Source organism: Pseudomonas sp. BN505 (assembly GCF_029873175.1).
Classification (GTDB): Bacteria; Pseudomonadota; Gammaproteobacteria; order Pseudomonadales; family Pseudomonadaceae; genus Aquipseudomonas; species Aquipseudomonas putida.
Window position 1 is genome coordinate 266590 of the sequence record NZ_SSOI01000067.1, and the last position, 17162, is coordinate 283751.

14 protein-coding genes and 1 pseudogene are annotated in these 17162 nt (G+C 63.6%); 9 read left to right on the forward strand and 6 right to left on the reverse strand.

Features of this window, described 5'->3' with window-relative positions; translation table 11 throughout:
• Window positions 1-64: 64 nt before the first annotated feature.
• Entirely contained in the window at window positions 65-1453 is a 1389-nt protein-coding gene (locus E8E78_RS23695; RefSeq protein ID WP_016502208.1) for a NorM family multidrug efflux MATE transporter, read from the reverse strand.
• A 156-nt stretch (window positions 1454-1609) separates the two neighbouring features.
• Between E8E78_RS23695 and E8E78_RS23700 the strand changes: the two genes are divergently transcribed.
• Window positions 1610-2536, forward strand: coding sequence for a LysR substrate-binding domain-containing protein (locus E8E78_RS23700; protein WP_016502207.1), 927 nt, complete (start codon window positions 1610-1612; stop codon window positions 2534-2536).
• Between the two features lie 113 nt (window positions 2537-2649).
• Here the strand turns inward: E8E78_RS23700 and E8E78_RS23705 are convergent, their stop codons facing one another.
• Window positions 2650-4044: a VOC family protein gene (locus tag E8E78_RS23705; RefSeq protein WP_280312605.1), complete on the reverse strand. Its 1395-nt coding sequence runs from the start codon at window positions 4042-4044 to the stop codon at window positions 2650-2652.
• A 200-nt stretch (window positions 4045-4244) separates the two neighbouring features.
• Complete coding sequence (locus tag E8E78_RS23710; protein ID WP_049275904.1) at window positions 4245-5135, reverse strand: LysR family transcriptional regulator; 891 nt, start codon at window positions 5133-5135, stop codon at window positions 4245-4247.
• Between the two features lie 135 nt (window positions 5136-5270).
• Here E8E78_RS23710 and E8E78_RS23715 point away from each other — a divergent pair, with 135 nt between their 5' ends.
• Together E8E78_RS23715 and E8E78_RS23720 are read left to right on the forward strand one after the other, a co-directional pair.
• Window positions 5271-6761, forward strand: a complete 1491-nt coding sequence (locus E8E78_RS23715; RefSeq protein WP_012274799.1) for an aldehyde dehydrogenase family protein — start codon at window positions 5271-5273, stop codon at window positions 6759-6761.
• Between the two features lie 147 nt (window positions 6762-6908).
• Window positions 6909-8195, forward strand: coding sequence for an FAD-binding oxidoreductase (locus E8E78_RS23720; RefSeq protein WP_016502204.1), 1287 nt, complete (start codon window positions 6909-6911; stop codon window positions 8193-8195).
• 107 nt (window positions 8196-8302) lie between these two features.
• Here E8E78_RS23720 and E8E78_RS23725 read toward each other — a convergent pair whose 3' ends face one another.
• Window positions 8303-9730: a mechanosensitive ion channel family protein gene (locus tag E8E78_RS23725; protein WP_049274592.1), complete on the reverse strand. Its 1428-nt coding sequence runs from the start codon at window positions 9728-9730 to the stop codon at window positions 8303-8305.
• A gap of 320 nt (window positions 9731-10050) precedes the next feature.
• Here E8E78_RS23725 and ycaC point away from each other — a divergent pair, with 320 nt between their 5' ends.
• From ycaC to E8E78_RS23740, 3 genes are all read left to right on the forward strand, one after another.
• Window positions 10051-10680 (forward strand): isochorismate family cysteine hydrolase YcaC, encoded by a 630-nt coding sequence (ycaC, locus tag E8E78_RS23730; protein ID WP_016502202.1) that lies wholly within the window; start codon window positions 10051-10053, stop codon window positions 10678-10680.
• A gap of 116 nt (window positions 10681-10796) precedes the next feature.
• Complete coding sequence (locus E8E78_RS23735; RefSeq protein ID WP_049274593.1) at window positions 10797-11117, forward strand: hypothetical protein; 321 nt, start codon at window positions 10797-10799, stop codon at window positions 11115-11117.
• A gap of 245 nt (window positions 11118-11362) precedes the next feature.
• Window positions 11363-13204 carry an amidohydrolase gene (locus E8E78_RS23740; protein WP_165605172.1) on the forward strand — a complete coding sequence of 614 codons (1842 nt, stop codon included), beginning with the start codon at window positions 11363-11365 and terminating at the stop codon, window positions 13202-13204.
• A 139-nt stretch (window positions 13205-13343) separates the two neighbouring features.
• Here the strand turns inward: E8E78_RS23740 and E8E78_RS23745 are convergent, their stop codons facing one another.
• On the reverse strand, window positions 13344-14255 hold the full coding sequence (locus tag E8E78_RS23745; RefSeq protein WP_049273652.1) for a LysR substrate-binding domain-containing protein: 912 nt from the start codon (window positions 14253-14255) through the stop codon (window positions 13344-13346).
• A gap of 122 nt (window positions 14256-14377) precedes the next feature.
• On the opposite strand from E8E78_RS23745, the pseudogene E8E78_RS23750 reads away from it, so the two are divergent.
• The 3 genes and pseudogenes from E8E78_RS23750 to E8E78_RS23760 all read left to right on the forward strand — a co-directional run.
• Window positions 14378-14536 (forward strand): annotated as a pseudogene (locus tag E8E78_RS23750) (hydrolase); the annotation flags it as partial.
• 226 nt (window positions 14537-14762) lie between these two features.
• Entirely contained in the window at window positions 14763-15041 is a 279-nt protein-coding gene (locus E8E78_RS23755; protein WP_080889155.1) for a type II toxin-antitoxin system RelE/ParE family toxin, read from the forward strand.
• A gap of 12 nt (window positions 15042-15053) precedes the next feature.
• Window positions 15054-15338 (forward strand): HigA family addiction module antitoxin, encoded by a 285-nt coding sequence (locus E8E78_RS23760; RefSeq protein ID WP_016502199.1) that lies wholly within the window; start codon window positions 15054-15056, stop codon window positions 15336-15338.
• A gap of 4 nt (window positions 15339-15342) precedes the next feature.
• Here the strand turns inward: E8E78_RS23760 and E8E78_RS23765 are convergent, their stop codons facing one another.
• On the reverse strand, window positions 15343-17130 hold the full coding sequence (locus tag E8E78_RS23765) for a monovalent cation:proton antiporter-2 (CPA2) family protein (protein ID WP_049273656.1): 1788 nt from the start codon (window positions 17128-17130) through the stop codon (window positions 15343-15345).
• Between the last annotated feature and the right edge of the window lie 32 nt (window positions 17131-17162).

Below are 17162 nucleotides of genomic sequence, written 5' to 3' on the forward strand. Positions count from 1 at the left end.
GCCCGCTCCCACAGGGACCGCGCAACCCTGTGGGAGCGGGCGTGCCCGCGAAGAGGCCCTGAAGTCAGGCCGAAGCAGCAGCCCCTGCGCGCGCCACCGCCTTTCTCAAAAGCCGCTTCATCCGCCACTCAAAGCCAAAGGTCAGCGCCACCGCCGCACACGCCAGCCCCAGCGCCAGCCCCCACCAGATGCCCACCGCACCACCGCCCAGGGTAAAGGTGAACAACCAGGCGCTCGGCGCCCCCACCAGCCAGTAGCACACCAGCCCGATCAGGAAGGTGGTCTTGGCATCTTTCAGCCCACGGATCGAGCCCATGGCAATCGTCTGCATGCCATCGAACAGCTCGAACCACGCCGCCACCATCAACAACTGCACGGCCACCTGGAAGATCGCGGCAAAGGCCGGGTCATTGCGGTCGATGAACAGCCCCACCAGCGCTTCGGGCAGCAGCAGGAACAGGGCGGCGAAGGCAAACATGATCATTGCCCCGAACCCGATACCCACGCGCCCGGCACTGCGCGCCGCCAGCAGGTTGCCAGCGCCGTAGTACAAGCCCACGCGCATGGTAACCGCATAGGACAAGCCCGTCGGCACCATGAACGCCGTGGACACGATCTGCAGGGCGATCTGGTGTGCCGCCAGTTCGGTACTGCCCAGCACGCCCATGCACAGCGCGGCGAAGGCGAACAGGCCCACTTCCACCATGTAGGTACCACCAATTGGCAGGCCCAGCCGCCACAGCTCGCGCAGGGCTGGCAGCGACGGGCGTGACAGGCCTTTGCGCAGCGGGTAGGCGGCGTAGGCCGAATGCCAGCGGATGTACAGGGCAAGGGCGATGGCCATGCCCAGCGATACCACTGCGGTGACCAGGCCGATGCCCATCAGGCCCAGCTTTGGCAGGCCGAACATGCCTTCGATCAACGCCACGTTGAACAGGTAGTTGAGCACCGTGCCGACCACACTGATCACCATCACCGGGGTCGAGCGACCCAGCGCGCTGGTAAAGCCACGCAAGGCCATGAAGGTCAGGTAACTGGGCAGCGCCAGCGGCAGCAGGGTGAGGAATTCGGCGGCCGAGGCAACGTTTTCGGGCTGTTGCCCGAACAGTAGCAGTACCGGCTCAAGGTTCCAGAGGGCCAGCGCGGCGATCAGCGCCAGGCCCCAGGCCAGCCACACGCCGTTCTGTGCCAGGCGGGTGGCACCTTCGATGTCGTTGGCGCCCTTGCGGATCGCCACCAGCGTGCCGACCGCAGCGATCACGCCCAGGCAAAAGATCGACACGAATGAGTAGCTTGCCGCGCCCAGGCCGCCACCGGCCAGCGCTTGCGGGCTGATACGGGCCATCATCAGGGTGTCGGTCAGCACCATCAGCATGTGCGCCAACTGCGAGGCGATCAGCGGCCCGGCCAGGCGCAGCAAAGCCTTGAGTTCTGTGGTGGGCGCGACATGCATGGGGTGGTCCTTTTTCCTGGGGAAAACAACGAAGGGCGATTCTGAGGCTTCGGTCAACTTTGCACAAAAGGATAAAAGCGATCCTTGGCATGAGTCTGACTCATGTATATATGCTCATTGGTGATTCGCTCCACAGTCCCGTATGGCAGGTGCCTCATGTCCCGACAGCTCCCTCCGTTGTATGCCCTGCGCGCATTCGAAGCTGCTGCACGGCTTTGCTCGTTCACCCGTGCGGGCGAAGAGCTGTCGATTACCCAAAGTGCTGTCAGCCGGCATATCCGTACGTTGGAAGAGCACTTTGCCTGCCGCCTGTTCGTGCGCAGTGGCCGCAGCCTGCAGTTGACCGAAGCGGCGCGGGTGCTGTTGCCCGGGGTGCGCGAAGGCTTTGCGGCGCTGGAGCGGGCCTGCGATAACTTGCGCGGCGAAGATGACATCTTGCGCATGAAAGCCCCATCGACCCTGACCATGCGCTGGTTGCTGGCGTGCCTTAGCCGGTTCCGCCACCTGCAACCGGGCAACGAAGTGCAGCTGACCAGCGCATGGATGGACGTCGACCATGTGGACTTCAACCAGGAACCGTTCGATTGCGCAGTGTTGCTCAGCGACGGCGTGTTCCCGGCGGAGTGGGAGGTGCGCAAGCTGTTTCCGGAGTTGCTGATCCCGGTCGGTGCGCCGGACCTGCTCGACGAAGAGCCTTGGGACGTGGGCCGGCTGGCCTCTATCGAACTGCTGCACCCCACGGTAGACAAGCGTGACTGGCGGGAATGGCTGGAGCGCATGGGGCTTGGCGACAAGGTTTCGCTCAAGGGCGGGCAGGTGTTCGACACCCTGGAGCTGGGCATGATTGCCGCTGCACGGGGCTACGGGATTTCCATGGGTGATTTGCTGATGGTGGCCGAAGATGTGGCGCAGGGGCGGTTGAGCCTGCCTTGGCCGACAGCGGTGCCCAGTGGGATGGACTACTACCTGGTATGGCCGCGCACCCGGCCGGGTGGCGAACGGTTGCGGCGCTTGAGTGATTTTCTGGCAGACGAGGTGGCGGCGATGGATTTGCCGGATGTGGAAATCCTGCCGCCTCTCTGATCGCCTGTACCGGCCTCTTCGCGGGCTCGCCCGCTCCCACACGGATCGCACAGCCTTTAATACTGTGCATTACCTGTGGGAGCGGGCAAGCCCGCGAAGAGGCCCGTACGGTTTTACATCGAACCCAGGTTCAACGCCTGCGCACAGGCCTGCAGCGAGCGGCGCTCGCTTTGCGCATACAGCGCCAGCTCATCCTGCACCGGCAGCCCGAGCGCCGCTTCGAACGCATCGCGGTTGGCATTGCTGCCGTATTCGGCCTGTGCATCGTCGCCCAGGTTGGACTGGAATATCCCCGCCGCACTCACCGGCAGGAAGTCCTCGTACACCAGCGCCTCGAAATGCACATGGCCAGCGTCGATCAGCCCTTGCAGGGTGGTCGGGCGGCCCTCCTGGTCACGCGCAGCCAGGCCTTTCTCAGTGGCAAAGTAGCGGAAGTACGCCAGGCCCTGTTCACGCATCTGCGCCAGGTCATCCGGGAATTCGGCAAAGGTATCCTTGAGCAAGGTCATGTAGCGCTCGGCATTGGCTTCGGCCGGTGCGCCACCCAGGGCGGCGCGGGTGGCGTCGAGCAGCTTGTCGTACAGCTGGCGGCCTTTCGGCGTCAGGGCCGCGCCACGTTGCTCGATCTCGCCAAAGCGCGCGGTGTGGCTGCCTTCGCTACCCTGCTGGTCGCTGAACGCGACCTTTTCCTGCAAGGCCTTGAAGCTGGTCTGGCGCAGCAGGATCGGATGGCGGCGGGTGGGCGGGCCTTCGACCACGGCCTTCGGCGGGATGCCCTTGGCCGGCATGCCGAGCTGGATCGCATCGATGTCCAGGGTACGTGGGGTGAGGTGGTTGATGTGTGGGCCCTTGAAGGCCACCACATCGGCAATCAGGCGGTGCTGGTCGTGCAGTTGCTGGTACTGCTCGGCGGTGACGGTGGCGTCATGGTGCCAGCGGAAGGTGTGCAGCGCTTCCTGCACGAACGCTTCGGCATCGGCTGCGTTCAGGCCGCCATCGCGCTCGCACTGGGCGATCAGTTCCAAGGCGCGGGGGGTGAAGATCTGCCGCTTGGCCAGGATGCTCTGTGCCAGCTCACGCAGCTGCGGGTTGTCGATCAGCTCCAGGCGCAGCAGCGAGGTGAACACACGGAACGGGCTGACGTGCAGCGACTGCTCGTGTACTGCGCGAAAAGCGGTGGAGTGCACCGGCACGCCGGCGGAGCTCAGGTCGTAGTAGCCGACCGGTTGCATGCCCATGACGGCAAACAGGCGGGCGATAGTGGCCAGTTCTTCAGCGGTGCCGACGCGGATGGCGCCGTGGCGTTCGTGGTCCAGGCGCTCGATTTCGCCGGTCCAGCGCAGGGCTTCGGCAACCTTGGGCTGCTGGGCCATGACCTGCTGGTTGATTTCGCTCACCAGCTCCAGCAGCGTGCCGTACAGCGGCACTTCCTGTTTGTACATGAGCGACATGGCGGCAGAGAACTGCGCGCGGATGCTGTCTGGGCTGACGAAATCGTGGGCGGGCATCGCTAGCTTCCTGGTTGGGTTCGGACGCTTACATGAAAGCTGGGAATGCACTTGGCTCACAAGCGAAAAAAAGTGAGTGTGTCATTCCTTTTTTGATCGACCTTCAGGGCCATTGGGGCTGCTTTGCAGCCCATTCGCGGCACAAGGCCGCTCCTACAGGGGACCGCGTTGCTATTGAGCGGCCTTGTGCCCCGGCAATCTCAAGGCTGAAGCTGCTCCTGAATCCACTCCACCAACGCCCGCACTTTGGGCACCTCCGCCGCATGCTCGGCATACGCCAGGTAATGCGCCCCGGCACTGCGCATGGCATGGTTCCACGGCACCACCAGGCTACCCTCGGCCAACTCCTTCGCCGCCAGGTAACGCGGCACCAGCGCCACCCCGCACCCAGCCTGCGCCGCGCTCAAGGCCATATAGAACGTATCAAAGCGTGGCCCGTGGTAGGCGCTGACGCTCTGCAATCCCAGCTCCAGGAACCACTCATGCCAGGCCTCCGGCCGCGAAGTGCTTTGCAGCAGCACCAGGTCGGCCAGGTCTGCAGCATCGCCCAGCGTGCGCCCGGCCAGCAGCTCCGGCGCGCACACCGGCACCACTTCCTCACGGAACAGCTCCACGCAGGTGGCCCCCGGCCACGTGCCTTGGCCATAGAAGAACACCACGTCCGCCGAACCCTGCAGCAGGGCGAACGGCTCCATCTCGTTGCGGATGTCCAGGTGGATGTTGGTGTGGCGTTTGCCAAAACCCTTCAGGTGCGGGATCAACCAGCGCACGCCAAAACTCGGTTGAGTGGCTACCTTCAATATCTCGGTCTGCTCGCCGTAGGTGAGCACGTAGCGACTGGACATATCCACCTGGGTGAGGATCTTGTTGACCTCGGCCAGGTACAGGCTGCCGGCTGGGGTCAGTTGCAAGCGCCGCCGGATGCGCAGGAAAAGGTGGTGGCGCAGCATGTCTTCAAGCTGCGCCACCTGCTTGCTGACGGCGCTCTGGGTCAGGTGCAGTTCTTCGGCGGCACGGGTAAAGCTCAAATGGCGGGCTGCAGCTTCAAAGCACTGCAGGGCGGTCATGGATGGCACCAGGCGTTTGGACATAGCGGTCTCTGCGGCTCAAATCATTACCTGACGGAATGATATGCGGAATAAAGGTCGTTTGTTGTACCTATGTGATCGGATTAATACTGATCCACATCATTTTTCCACCCCATCACCGATGTAGGAGATGCACAAATGGTTGCTGGATTGCTCGAGCGCCTTGGCGTTGCCGCCGAGGCTTATACCCAGGGCGACTACCCTGTTCACACGCCGATCGACGGCAGCCAGATCGCCTCGGTGAAACTGCTCGGCAAGGCCGAGACCATCGCGCGCATCGATCAGGCCCAGAGCGCTTTCGACGCCTGGCGCACTGTGCCGGCCCCGCGCCGTGGCGAACTGGTGCGCCTGTTCGGTGAAGTGCTGCGTGAGCACAAGGCCGACCTGGGCGAGCTGGTCTCGATCGAAGCCGGCAAGATCACCCAGGAAGGCCTGGGCGAAGTGCAGGAAATGATCGACATCTGCGACTTCGCCGTGGGCCTGTCGCGCCAGCTGTACGGCCTGACCATCGCCTCCGAGCGCCCGGGCCACCACATGCGTGAAACCTGGCACCCGCTGGGCGTGGTCGGCGTGATCAGCGCCTTCAACTTCCCGGTCGCCGTCTGGGCCTGGAACACCGCCCTGGCCCTGGTGGCCGGTAACTCGGTGGTGTGGAAACCGTCTGAAAAGACCCCGCTGACCGCCCTGGCCTGCCAGGCGCTGTTCGAAAAAGCCCTGAAAGCCTTCGGCGACGCCCCGGCTGGCCTGGCACAACTGGTAATCGGTGGCCGTGAAGCCGGCGAAGCCATGGTCGATGACCCGCGCGTACCGCTGGTCAGCGCCACCGGCAGCACCCGCATGGGTCGCGAAGTCGGCCCACGTGTGGCTGCCCGCTTCGGCCGCAGCATCCTCGAACTGGGCGGCAACAACGCCATGATCCTGGCGCCGAGCGCCGACCTGGACCTGGCCGTGCGCGGCATCCTGTTCTCGGCTGTCGGCACCGCCGGCCAGCGTTGCACCACCCTGCGCCGCCTGATCGTGCACCGCTCGATCAAGGACGAAGTGGTTGCCCGCGTCAAAGCCGCCTACGGCAAAGTGCGTATCGGCGACCCGCGCAAGGACAACCTGGTGGGCCCGCTGATCGACAAGCTGTCGTTCGACGCCATGCAGGGCGCGCTGGCCAAGGCCCGCGACGAAGGTGGCCAGGTGTTTGGTGGCGAGCGTCAGCTGGCCGACCAGTACCCGAACGCCTACTACGTGTCGCCTGCCATTGCCGAAATGCCGGCGCAGAGCGACGTGGTGCGCCACGAAACCTTCGCCCCGATCCTGTATGTGCTGGCCTACGACGACTTCGAAGAGGCCCTGCGCCTGAACAACGAAGTGCCCCAAGGCCTGTCGTCGTGCATCTTCACCACCGACATCCGTGAAGCCGAGCGCTTCCAGAGTGCTTCGGGCAGCGACTGCGGTATCGCCAACGTCAACATCGGTACCAGCGGCGCCGAGATCGGCGGTGCGTTTGGTGGCGAGAAGGAAACCGGCGGTGGTCGTGAGTCGGGTTCGGATGCCTGGAAAGGCTACATGCGTCGCCAGACCAACACCGTGAACTACTCGCGCGAGCTGCCGCTGGCGCAGGGTATCGTGTTCGACTGATTCGATGCTGCATGGCCGGGGGCAAAGCCCCCGGTTCGCGGCACAAGGCCGCTCCTACACAGGCATCGCGATCTCCTGTAGGAGCGGCCTTGTGCCGCGAATGGGCTGCGAAGCAGCCCCAACAAGAACAAATTGCTGGAGCCGGCCATGTCCGAACTGCGTCAAGAATGCTTGTGGGAATTCGTCAGCAAACCGACCGTTGCCGCCCAGGCCCTGGCCGGTGAGCACAAGGCTGATGTCTGCGTGATCGGCGGTGGCATCACTGGCCTGTCGGCGGCCATTCACCTGCTCGAACAGGGCAAGTCGGTGATCCTGCTTGAGGCCTGGAAGATCGGCCACGGTGGCTCCGGGCGCAACGTCGGCCTGGTCAACGCCGGTACCTGGATCCGCCCCGACGACGTCGAGGCCACCCTTGGCCAGAAGCAGGGCAGCCGCCTGAACAAGGTGCTTGGCGAAGCCCCGGCTGAAGTGTTCGCGATGATCGAGCGCCTGGGCATCGACTGCCAGGCCCAGCACAAAGGCACGCTGCACATGGCGCACAACGCCACCGGCATCGCTGACCTCGAGGCCCGCCACGAACAATGGCGCCGCCGTGGTGCCGACGTGGAGTTGCTGACCGGCACCCAGTGCCAGGAATACTGCGGTACCAACAAGATTTCCGCCGCGTTGCTCGACCGCCGCGCCGGCACCATCAACCCCATGGGCTACACCCAGGGCCTGGCGGCTGCCGTGGCGCGCCTGGGTGGCAAGCTGTTCCAGCAGTCTTCGGTCGAAGGCCTGGAACGTGATGGCGATGGCTGGCGGGTGAAGACTGCGCGTGGCTCGGTGCGCGCCGACAAGGTGGTTGTTTCCACTGGCGCGTACACCGAAGGCGACTGGAGCAACCTGCAGAAGCAGTTCTTCCGTGGTTACTACTATCAGGTGGCGTCCAAGCCGCTGCAGGGTGCCGCGGCCGACAAGGTACTGCCACATGGCCAAGGCTCGTGGGACACCCGCACCGTGCTTAGCAGCATCCGCCGCGACGATCAGGGCCGCCTGCTGCTCGGCAGCCTGGGGCGGGTCGACAACAAGCCGGCGTGGTTTGTGCGCAGCTGGGCAGACCGTATCCAGAGCCACTACTACCCGGAGCTGGGCAAGGTCGAGTGGGAAATGCACTGGACCGGCTGTATCGACTTTACCCCTGACCACCTGATGCGCCTGTTCGAGCCGGCGCCAGGGTTGGTCGCGGTTACGGGTTACAACGGGCGGGGCAACACCACGGGTACCGTAATCGGCCGTGCGTTTGCGGAGTTTCTGCTCAAGGGTGACGCGGACAGCCTGCCGATTCCGTTCTCGCCAATGAGCGGCGTGAGTGCGCCTTCGCTGCGGACCGCGTTCTACGAATCCGGCTTCTCGCTGTACCACGCGGGGCAGTGCCTGAGGGTTGTGTTGTAAGGACTGGCCTCTTCGCGGGCACGCCCGCTCCCACAGGAATCGCGCAGATGCTGAAGCCTGTTGGGTTCTTGTAGGAGCGGGTATGCCCGCGAAGAGGCCGGCCAGGTTTACTTGTGCAACCAGCTGAGGAAGCCGCCTTTCTTGATCAGGGTTGGCTTTTGCAGCAACAACGACTCCCGGCTTTGCCGCCGGAACCGCTGCAGTTTGCTCAACGCCGTCTGCACCTCGCCACGCTGCTGCAAACAGCTCTTCACCTGTTCCTTTTCGATGCGGTACAGCACGCAACCGGTCAGTGTGCGGAACTCGGCGAACGAGTCATCCTCATCGATGATCCCCTCGATCCCCAGCACCTCACCCGGCCCCATGCGCCCAGCCTCGATCCGCTTGTCGCCATCACGCACCGACGCCGACACCACCCCGCTGCCAATCACCAGCAGGTGTTCGGAATGCTCACCCACGCCCAGGATCACCTGGTCCGCCAGGTACTCCACCGCCGTCATGCGCTGGCTCAGCGCGTCACGCTCCTCATCGCTTAGCGAGCGGAACACCCGCACTTCGTCCAGCACCTCGCGCTGGCGGCTGCGCGGCGGCAGGGCCAGGTCCACGTTCCACATCACCCCGCTGGCCTCCAGGTGCCGGTGGGCAAGGTCGAACAGCTGATTGCGTGCGTCGCCCTTGGTGCCCGCGTCGGCCACGAAGCCGCTGGCCTCGTACTCCACGGACTCCAGCGTCGAGGCCTTCACCGTCACCTTCGGCTTTGGGGTCGCAAGAATGGCACTCACGCCCTGCAAGGCCTTTTCCAGCGCATCGAACACCCGCTTGGGCCGCACCTTGGCCGGCACCACCACGCTGATCGACACCCCATGCACATCGGCCGGGCGGCTGTGGTTGAGCAGCCGCGCCTTGGCCGCGACCGAGTTGGGTATCACCGCCAGGCTGCCGGTGCCGGTCAGCAGCCGCGTGGCGCGCCAGTCGATGTCCAGCACCTTGCCTTCGGTGCCGTCGATGGAGATTGAATCGCCAATCTGATAGGGCCGCGTGGTGTTCAGCACGATGCCGCTGAACACGTCCGCCAAGGTACTCTGCAACGCCAGGCCGATGACGATGGCCATCACCCCGGACGTAGCCAGCAAGCCCTTCACCGGCAGTTGCATCACATAGCCCGCGGCAGCCACTACAGCGACCAGAAAGATCAACGCCCCCAGCACATCCTGCAGCAACCGCCCGCCATGGCTGCCCCGGGCCACCAGCAGCAGGCCGAACACCACCGTGACCGTGCGCGCGCCAAACAGCCACCAGCCGATGGCCAGTACCGTGGCCATGAGGTTGCGCGAGACATCGTCGGGCCAGGGTGGCGGTTGCAGCGGGCTCATGCCGGCGGCCACCAGCACCGAGCTGAACAGCAGGAATATCACCAGCCGCGTGCCGATGCGCCAGGCACGGCGCTGCATGGGGATGACTTGCCAGAGCACGAGGTCGAGCAGGATGAGGGTAGTGCCGAGCAACAACGGGGACGACTGGATGAACGCCAGCATGGTGGTCTCGGGGATGAGGGGAGGGCTGTGGGTAGTAATAGAGCAGGTTGCTGCTGCAGGCAATGGGGCCTGCACCGGCCTCTTCGCGGGTAAACCCGCTCCCACAGGGACTGCGCATGACTTGCAGGATGTGCGAGCCCTCTGGGAGCGGGTTTACCCGCGAAGAGGCCAGCAAAACCAGCGCCAATCTATCGTTCCTAAAACAGAACGCTAAAGCCAAAAACCGCTATCTACCGCTCCAAAGGTGATGGTTTTAATCTTCTCCCATCAACGCGAAACACCCAACTTACTGAAGACAGAAACCCTTAGGAGCAACGACCATGACCAACTTCAAATACAACCGCCTGAACAAAGACGACGCCGCCGTACTGCTGGTCGATCACCAGGCTGGCCTGCTGTCGCTGGTGCGCGACATCGAACCGGACGCTTTCAAGAACAACGTGCTGGCCCTGGCTGACCTGGCCAAGTTCTTCAACCTGCCGACCATCCTCACCACCAGCTTCGAGCAAGGCCCCAACGGCCCGCTGGTCCCCGAGCTGAAAGCCCTGTTCCCGGATGCGCCGTACATCGCTCGCCCCGGCCAGATCAACGCCTGGGACAACGAAGACTTCGTCAAGGCAGTAAAGGCCACCGGCAAGAAGCAGCTGATCATCGCCGGCGTCGTGACTGAAGTGTGTGTTGCTTTCCCGGCCCTGGCGGCCCTGGAAGAAGAGTTTGATGTGTTCGTGGTGACTGATGCCTCCGGCACCTTCAACGCCATGACCCGCGACGCCGCCCACAACCGCATGAGCCAGGCCGGTGCGCAGTTGATGACCTGGTTCGGCGTAGCGTGCGAGCTGCACCGCGACTGGCGCAACGACGTTGAAGGCCTGGCCGCGCTGTGCTCCAACCACATCCCGGACTACCGCAACCTGATGACCAGCTACAACGCCTTCAACGCCGGCAAGTAAGCCGACCTCCCCGGGCACCGCCAGTCGGTGCCCGCCAAGGCCTGCACACCCATCCAATCCTCCGCCCGTTCACCGTTGCACAGTGGATGCGGGCAAGCTCATCCAAAGGAACGCCGATGAACACCGCACTCCAGGACAACCGTGAAGTGGTGACCGTATGCCTGCAACACCAGGTTCTCGCTAGCCCGACGGGCGCCACGCCGGCCCAGCCGCCGCGCTGGAAGCAGGCGCTGCTGACCTACCTGGTGATCTGCCCGATGACCATGATCATTCCGCAGCTGCTGGCGCCGCTGTTTGCACGCTTCCCGCAATTGGGCGGCCCGATCACAGGCAACCTCATCGTCAACCTGTTCGTCATCCTGCCCGTGGTGTTCTACATCATGCCTTGGGTAACCCGCCGCTGTGCCAACTGGCTGCGCGGGCAGCACAAAGTTTGAACACGGCTAACCTTCTTCAACCCACCGCACATCCATCCAAGCCCTGACCGTGCATCAACCGGCATGCTTCGCAGTCGCCCTGCCGGCCCCAGTCGGAGAAGCCTATGTCCCAGGACCACAACGACAAGACCCGTCGCCAGTTCCTCGCCACCAGCACCGTGCTCGGTGCCGCCGGCGCGCTCTGGTCTGCATTGCCCTTCGCCGGCCAGGCCGGTTCCGCTTACGCATCCATCCAAGGAGGTTCCATGACCGCTGACCTGATTCTGTTCAATGGCAAACTGCACACCGTTGACCGCGAAAAGCCCACCGCGACTGCTGTCGCCATCAAGGATGGGCGCTTCATCGCCGTGGGCAACGACGCCGAGGCCATGGCCCACAAGGGCACTAGCACGCAGATCATCGACCTCAAGCAGCGCACGGTCATCCCCGGCCTGAACGACTCGCACCTGCACCTTATCCGCGGTGGCCTGAACTACAACCTGGAGCTGCGCTGGGAAGGCGTGCCGTCGGTGGCCGATGCCCTGCGCATGCTCAAGGACCAGGCTGCGCGCACGCCCACCCCGCAGTGGGTTCGCGTGGTGGGCGGCTGGAACGAATTCCAGTTCGCCGAAAAACGCATGCCAACCCTTGAAGAGATCAACCAGGCTGCGCCCGATACCCCGGTGTTCCTGTTGCACCTGTATGACCGTGCGTTGCTCAACCGCGCCGCGCTAAAGGCTGTCGGCTATGACAAGGCCACCCCGAACCCGCCGGGTGGCGAAATTCAACGCGACAAGTTCGGCAACCCGACCGGCATGCTGATCGCCCGCCCGAACGCGATGATCCTCTACGCCACCCTGGCCAAAGGGCCGAAGCTGCCGCTGGAGTACCAAGTCAACTCGACGCGCCAGTTCATGCGTGAGCTGAACCGCCTGGGCCTGACCAGTGCCATCGACGCCGGTGGCGGCTATCAGAACTTCCCCGACGACTACTCGGTCATCCAGGAGTTGGCCGACAACAACCAGCTGACTGTGCGCATCGCCTACAACCTGTTCACCCAGAAGCCCAAGGAAGAGCTGGACGACTTCAAGAAGTGGACCTCCAGCGTAAAGCTGCACAGCGGCACCGACTTCCTGCGCCACAACGGCGCCGGCGAAATGCTGGTGTTCTCCGCCGCCGACTTCGAGGACTTCCTCGAACCGCGCCCGGACCTGCCACAGACCATGGAAGAAGAGCTGGAACCGGTGGTGCGCCACCTGGTCGAGCAACGCTGGCCGTTCCGCCTGCACGCCACCTACAACGAATCGATCACGCGCATGCTGGACGTGTTCGAGAAGGTCAACCGCGACATCCCGTTCAACGGCCTGCCGTGGTTCTTCGACCACGCCGAAACCATCACCCCGCAGAACATCGAGCGCGTGCGCGCCTTGGGCGGTGGTATCGCCGTCCAGGACCGCATGGCCTTCCAGGGTGAGTATTTTGTCGACCGCTACGGCGCCAAGGCTGCCGAGCAGACCCCGCCCATCAAGCGCATGCTCGAAATGGGCGTACCGGTGGGTGCCGGTACCGATGCCACCCGCGTGTCCAGCTACAACCCGTGGACTTCGCTGTACTGGCTGGTCAGCGGCAAGACCGTCGGCGGCATGGAGCTGTACCCGGAAGGCCTCGACCGCGACACCGCACTGCAACTGTTCACCCAGGGCAGTGCGTGGTTCTCCAGCGAGCAGGGCAAGAAGGGCCAGATCAAGGTGGGCCAGCTGGCCGACCTGGCGGCGCTGTCGCTGGACTTCTTCAGTGTCGATGAAGAGGCGATCAAGGGCATCGAGTCGGTGCTGACCATCGTCGATGGCAAGGTGGTGTACGGCGCTGGCGAGTTCGACAGGCTCGGCCCGCCGCAGGTGCCGGTACTGCCGGAATGGTCGCCGGTGGCCAAGGTGCCGGGGCACTGGCGCGTCGGTACGCCATCGTTGGCAGCCGCCGTGCACCAGTGCAGCGGGCCATGCGGGGTGCATGCGCACAGCCATGAGAAGGCACGGCATTCGAGTGTGCCGGTGAGTGACTTCCAGGGCTTCTGGGGTTCGCTGGGTTGTTCCTGCTTTGCTTTCTGAGCTTCTTTGCCTGCATAAATGACGGCCGCTTCGCCGGACAAGCCCGCTCCCACAGGTTCACCCCTCATCCCGAGGGCAGTGGGGTAACTTGTGGGAGCGGGCTTGTCCCGCGAAAGGGCCGTTACTGACAACCACCGACTCACGCCATGTCGCTGATCGCAAATTCCTCAGCCAGATGATCGATCAGCGCCCGCACCGACGGCAGTAACCCCCGCCGCGACGGGAAGATCGCATGCACGATGCCGCAACGCGGGTGCCATTCAGGCAGTAATTCCACCAACCGCCCCGAAGCCAGGTCCTCGCGGACCGCCACCCGCGGCAAATGCGCGATCCCCACCCCAGCCACCACGAAATGGCGCAGGGCAAACAGGTCGTCGGTCACCATGCGCGGTGTATGCGGGATGACGATACTGCGGCTGCTGTCCTCGCCCTGGAACAGTTCCCACTGATACTCGCGCTGGGCACTGCCCCAATGCACGCTGGGTAGCGTGCCCAGCAGCTGCGGGTCAAACCCTTTGGGCAGTTGCGCCAGGTAGTGCGGCTGGCCGACCAGGCACTGGGTGCTGTTGCTCAGCACCTTCATCACCATGTCGGTGTTCTCCAGCGGCGGAAAGCGCACGCGCAGGGCGATGTCGAAGCCCTCGTGCAGCAGGTCGACACGGCGGTTGGTGCTCTCGATGAACAGTTCCACCTGGGGGTACTTGAGCATGTAGCGGGTCAGCATCGGCCCGACCCAGGAGTTGAGCAGAGTGGTGGGGCAACTGATGCGCACCAGCCCGCGTGGCTCGCTGCGGTTGCGCTCGATGATTTCCGCCGCGCCCTCGGCCTCCACGCGCATGGCCAGGCAACGGTTGTAGTAGGCCTGGCCGATTTCGGTCAGCGAACAGTGCCGGCTGGTGCGGTGCAGCAGGCGCACGCCCAGGCGGTCTTCAAGGTCGGCGATGCGCCGGCTGAGTTTCGACTTGGGCATGTCCAGCGCCCGCCCGGCCGGGGCGAAGCCGCCGTGCTCCACGACTTGGGTGAAGTAGTAGAGGGAGTTGAGGTCTTCCAATAATCGTTCTCCAAACGGAACGCTAAGGACGGTTTTCGCAGTCTAGTGCAGCAAAGGTGATGATTTTAATCTGTGCCCATCAACGCGAAACACCCCGGATTGCTGAAAAATTCATAACCCTTCAGGCCGGTGCGCATCTGATGACCTGGTTCGGCGTGGCCTGCGAGCTGCACCGCGACTGGCGCAACGATGTCGAAGGGCTGGCTGCGCTGTGCTTCAACCACATTCCGGATTATCGGAATTTGATGACCAGCTACAACGCGTTGACTGAGGGTAAGTAATCAACCAGTAACAGTAAGCACAAATGCCGGCTCCCTCTGCAGGGAGCCGGCTTTTTTTGTTTGCTGTACCGGCCTCTTCGCGGGCACGCCCGCTCCCACAGGTACTGCACAGTTTCAGAAGCAGTGGTGATCCTGTGGGAGCGGGTTCACCCGCGAAGAGGGCGGTACAGGCAGCATCAATTCATAGGCTGTGGCTCAATCCCTTTCCGCAACGACTCAAGCATCAATGATAAGAAGTTTCAGGCACAAAGGCCTGAGGCTGCTCCATCAGCAACGCGACACGTCTGGAGTGCGTGCAGATCATGTGAATCGCTTGCGGCGTTTACTGGCTTCTCTTGAAGTTGCACAAACCGCAGCAGACATGAACCGGCCGGGTTACCGTCTTCATCCACTGCACGGAAAGCTGGAAAGCTATTGGGCAGCAAATGTCTCGGGTCACTGGCGAGTGGTGCTCCGCTTCGTGGGTACCGATGTGGAGCTTGTTGACTATCTGGATTACCACTAGGAGGCTTGAGTCATGCCTATGTTCGATCCTCCCCATCCTGGGGAGTCTTTGCGCGAAGATGTGTTGCCCGCAGTTGGCATGAATGTTTCTGAGTTAGCTCGCCACCTCGGCTATTCGCGGGGGCAATTGTCCACCGTACTCAATGGGCGCGCCGCCATTTCTGCCGATCTTGCTTATCGACTTGAGCTTGCAGGTCTTGGCCCTGCCCGGCAATACCTTGCCGAACAGGCAGCTTACGATCTTTGGCAAGCCGCTCAGCGTGAGCATCCTCAAATAGAGCGGTTGGTGTTCGCCTGACTACTCAATCCGCATCCGAATCAAACAACCGCTCCAGCTCCACCCGCGCCTCCTTGGCTGTCTGCATCACCTTGGCCCGGTCATCGCGCACTTGCCCCTGGGCCACCAGCACTTCTTCGTCATGCTGGGTAAACCGCGCAATCCGGTCCGCGGCCTGTTCATCGCTCAAGCCCAATCCCACCAGCGCTCGGCGGGTCATCTCCAGGCTGGAGTAGAACGTCTCGCGAATCGGCTCGGCGCCTGCATCCACCAACTTGTGCACATGCTGGCGGTTACGTGCCCGGGCCAGCACTTTCAGGTGCGGGTACAGGCGTTTTACTCGTTCAGCGGTATGAATGGCAGCTTCTGGGTCATCGATGGTGATGATGAAGTACTCCGCTTCACCCACCTTGGCGGCGTGCAGCACCTCGGGTCGCAGCGGGTCGCCGTAGAACACCGGCACCTGTTCGAACATGCGGGTCATCTCGATGGCGTCCACCGAGGTTTCCAAGGCTATGAACGGGATTTTCTGTGCCCGCAGGATGCGCGCGACGATCTGGCCCATGCGGCCCATGCCGACGATCACCACCCGCGGTGTATCCGTCTGGATCTGCTTATACTGCTCGGGCACTTCACGCGCCGGTTGCGGGCGTTTGAGGGCGCGGGCGCAGCCCAGCATCAGCAGCGGGGTGATGGCCATGGACAGGGTAATGGTCATCAGCAGCAGGTCGTAGGTCTGGGTATCGAACAGGCCTTGGTCCTTGCCCAACTTGAACACCACGAAGGCGAACTCGCCCCCGGCTGCCAGCACCATGCCCAGGCGCAGGGCGCTGGCGCTGTTCAGGCCACCGACAAGGCGGCCGACGCCTATCAGCAGCGCCAGCTTTACTGTCACCAGCAGCAGGGTCAGGCCCAGCACCACCAGTGGCATGTCCAGCAGCAGGCGCAGGTTGGCGCCCATGCCCACGCTGATGAAGAACAGCCCCAACAGCAGGCCCTTGAACGGCTCGATCTGCGATTCCAGCTCGTGACGGTATTCCGAGTCGGCCAGCAGCAGGCCGGCGAGGAAGGCGCCCAGGGCCATGGAAATGCCGGCTTCTTCCATCAGCCAGGCGGTGCCGATCACTACCAGCAGTGCGGTGGCAGTAGACACTTCCGGCAGGCCGGTGCGGGCCACGGTGCGGAACACCGGGCGCAGCAGGTAGCGACCACCGATGATCACCACGGCAATGCTGGCGAATACCTTCAGGCCGTGTTGCAGGCTATCGCCGTGGCTGGCGTCCGGCCCACTGGCGGCCAGTAGCGGTACCAGGGCAATCAGCGGGATCGCAGCGATGTCCTGGAACAGCAGGATGGCGAACGCCAGGCGGCCGTGCGGGGCGTTGAGCTGCTTGCTCTCGGCCAGGCTTTGCAGGCCAAGGGCGGTGGACGACAGCGCCAGGCCCAGGCCGAGCACGATGGCTGCTGGCAGCGTCTGGCTGAAGCCGAACAGGGCAATGGCACCGATCAGCGCGCCGGTCAGCAGCACTTGGGCGGTACCCACACCGAACACCGACTTGCGCATCAGCCACAGGCGCTTGGGCGACAGCTCGAGGCCAATGATGAACAGCAGCAGGACCACGCCCAGCTCGGAAATGTGCGCCACGCTTTCGGTGTCGCGGATCAGGCCAAGTGCCTGCGGGCCGATGGCTACACCGGCCAGCAGGTAGCCGAGCACGGCGCCCAGTTGCAGGCGCTTGGCCAGGGGGACGGCGACGACGGCAGCGAGTAGAAAGATCACCGCAGTTTGCAGAAGGCTGCCTTCATGTGGCATTGGCTCTTACTCCATGAGCTGCCGGGGCAGCG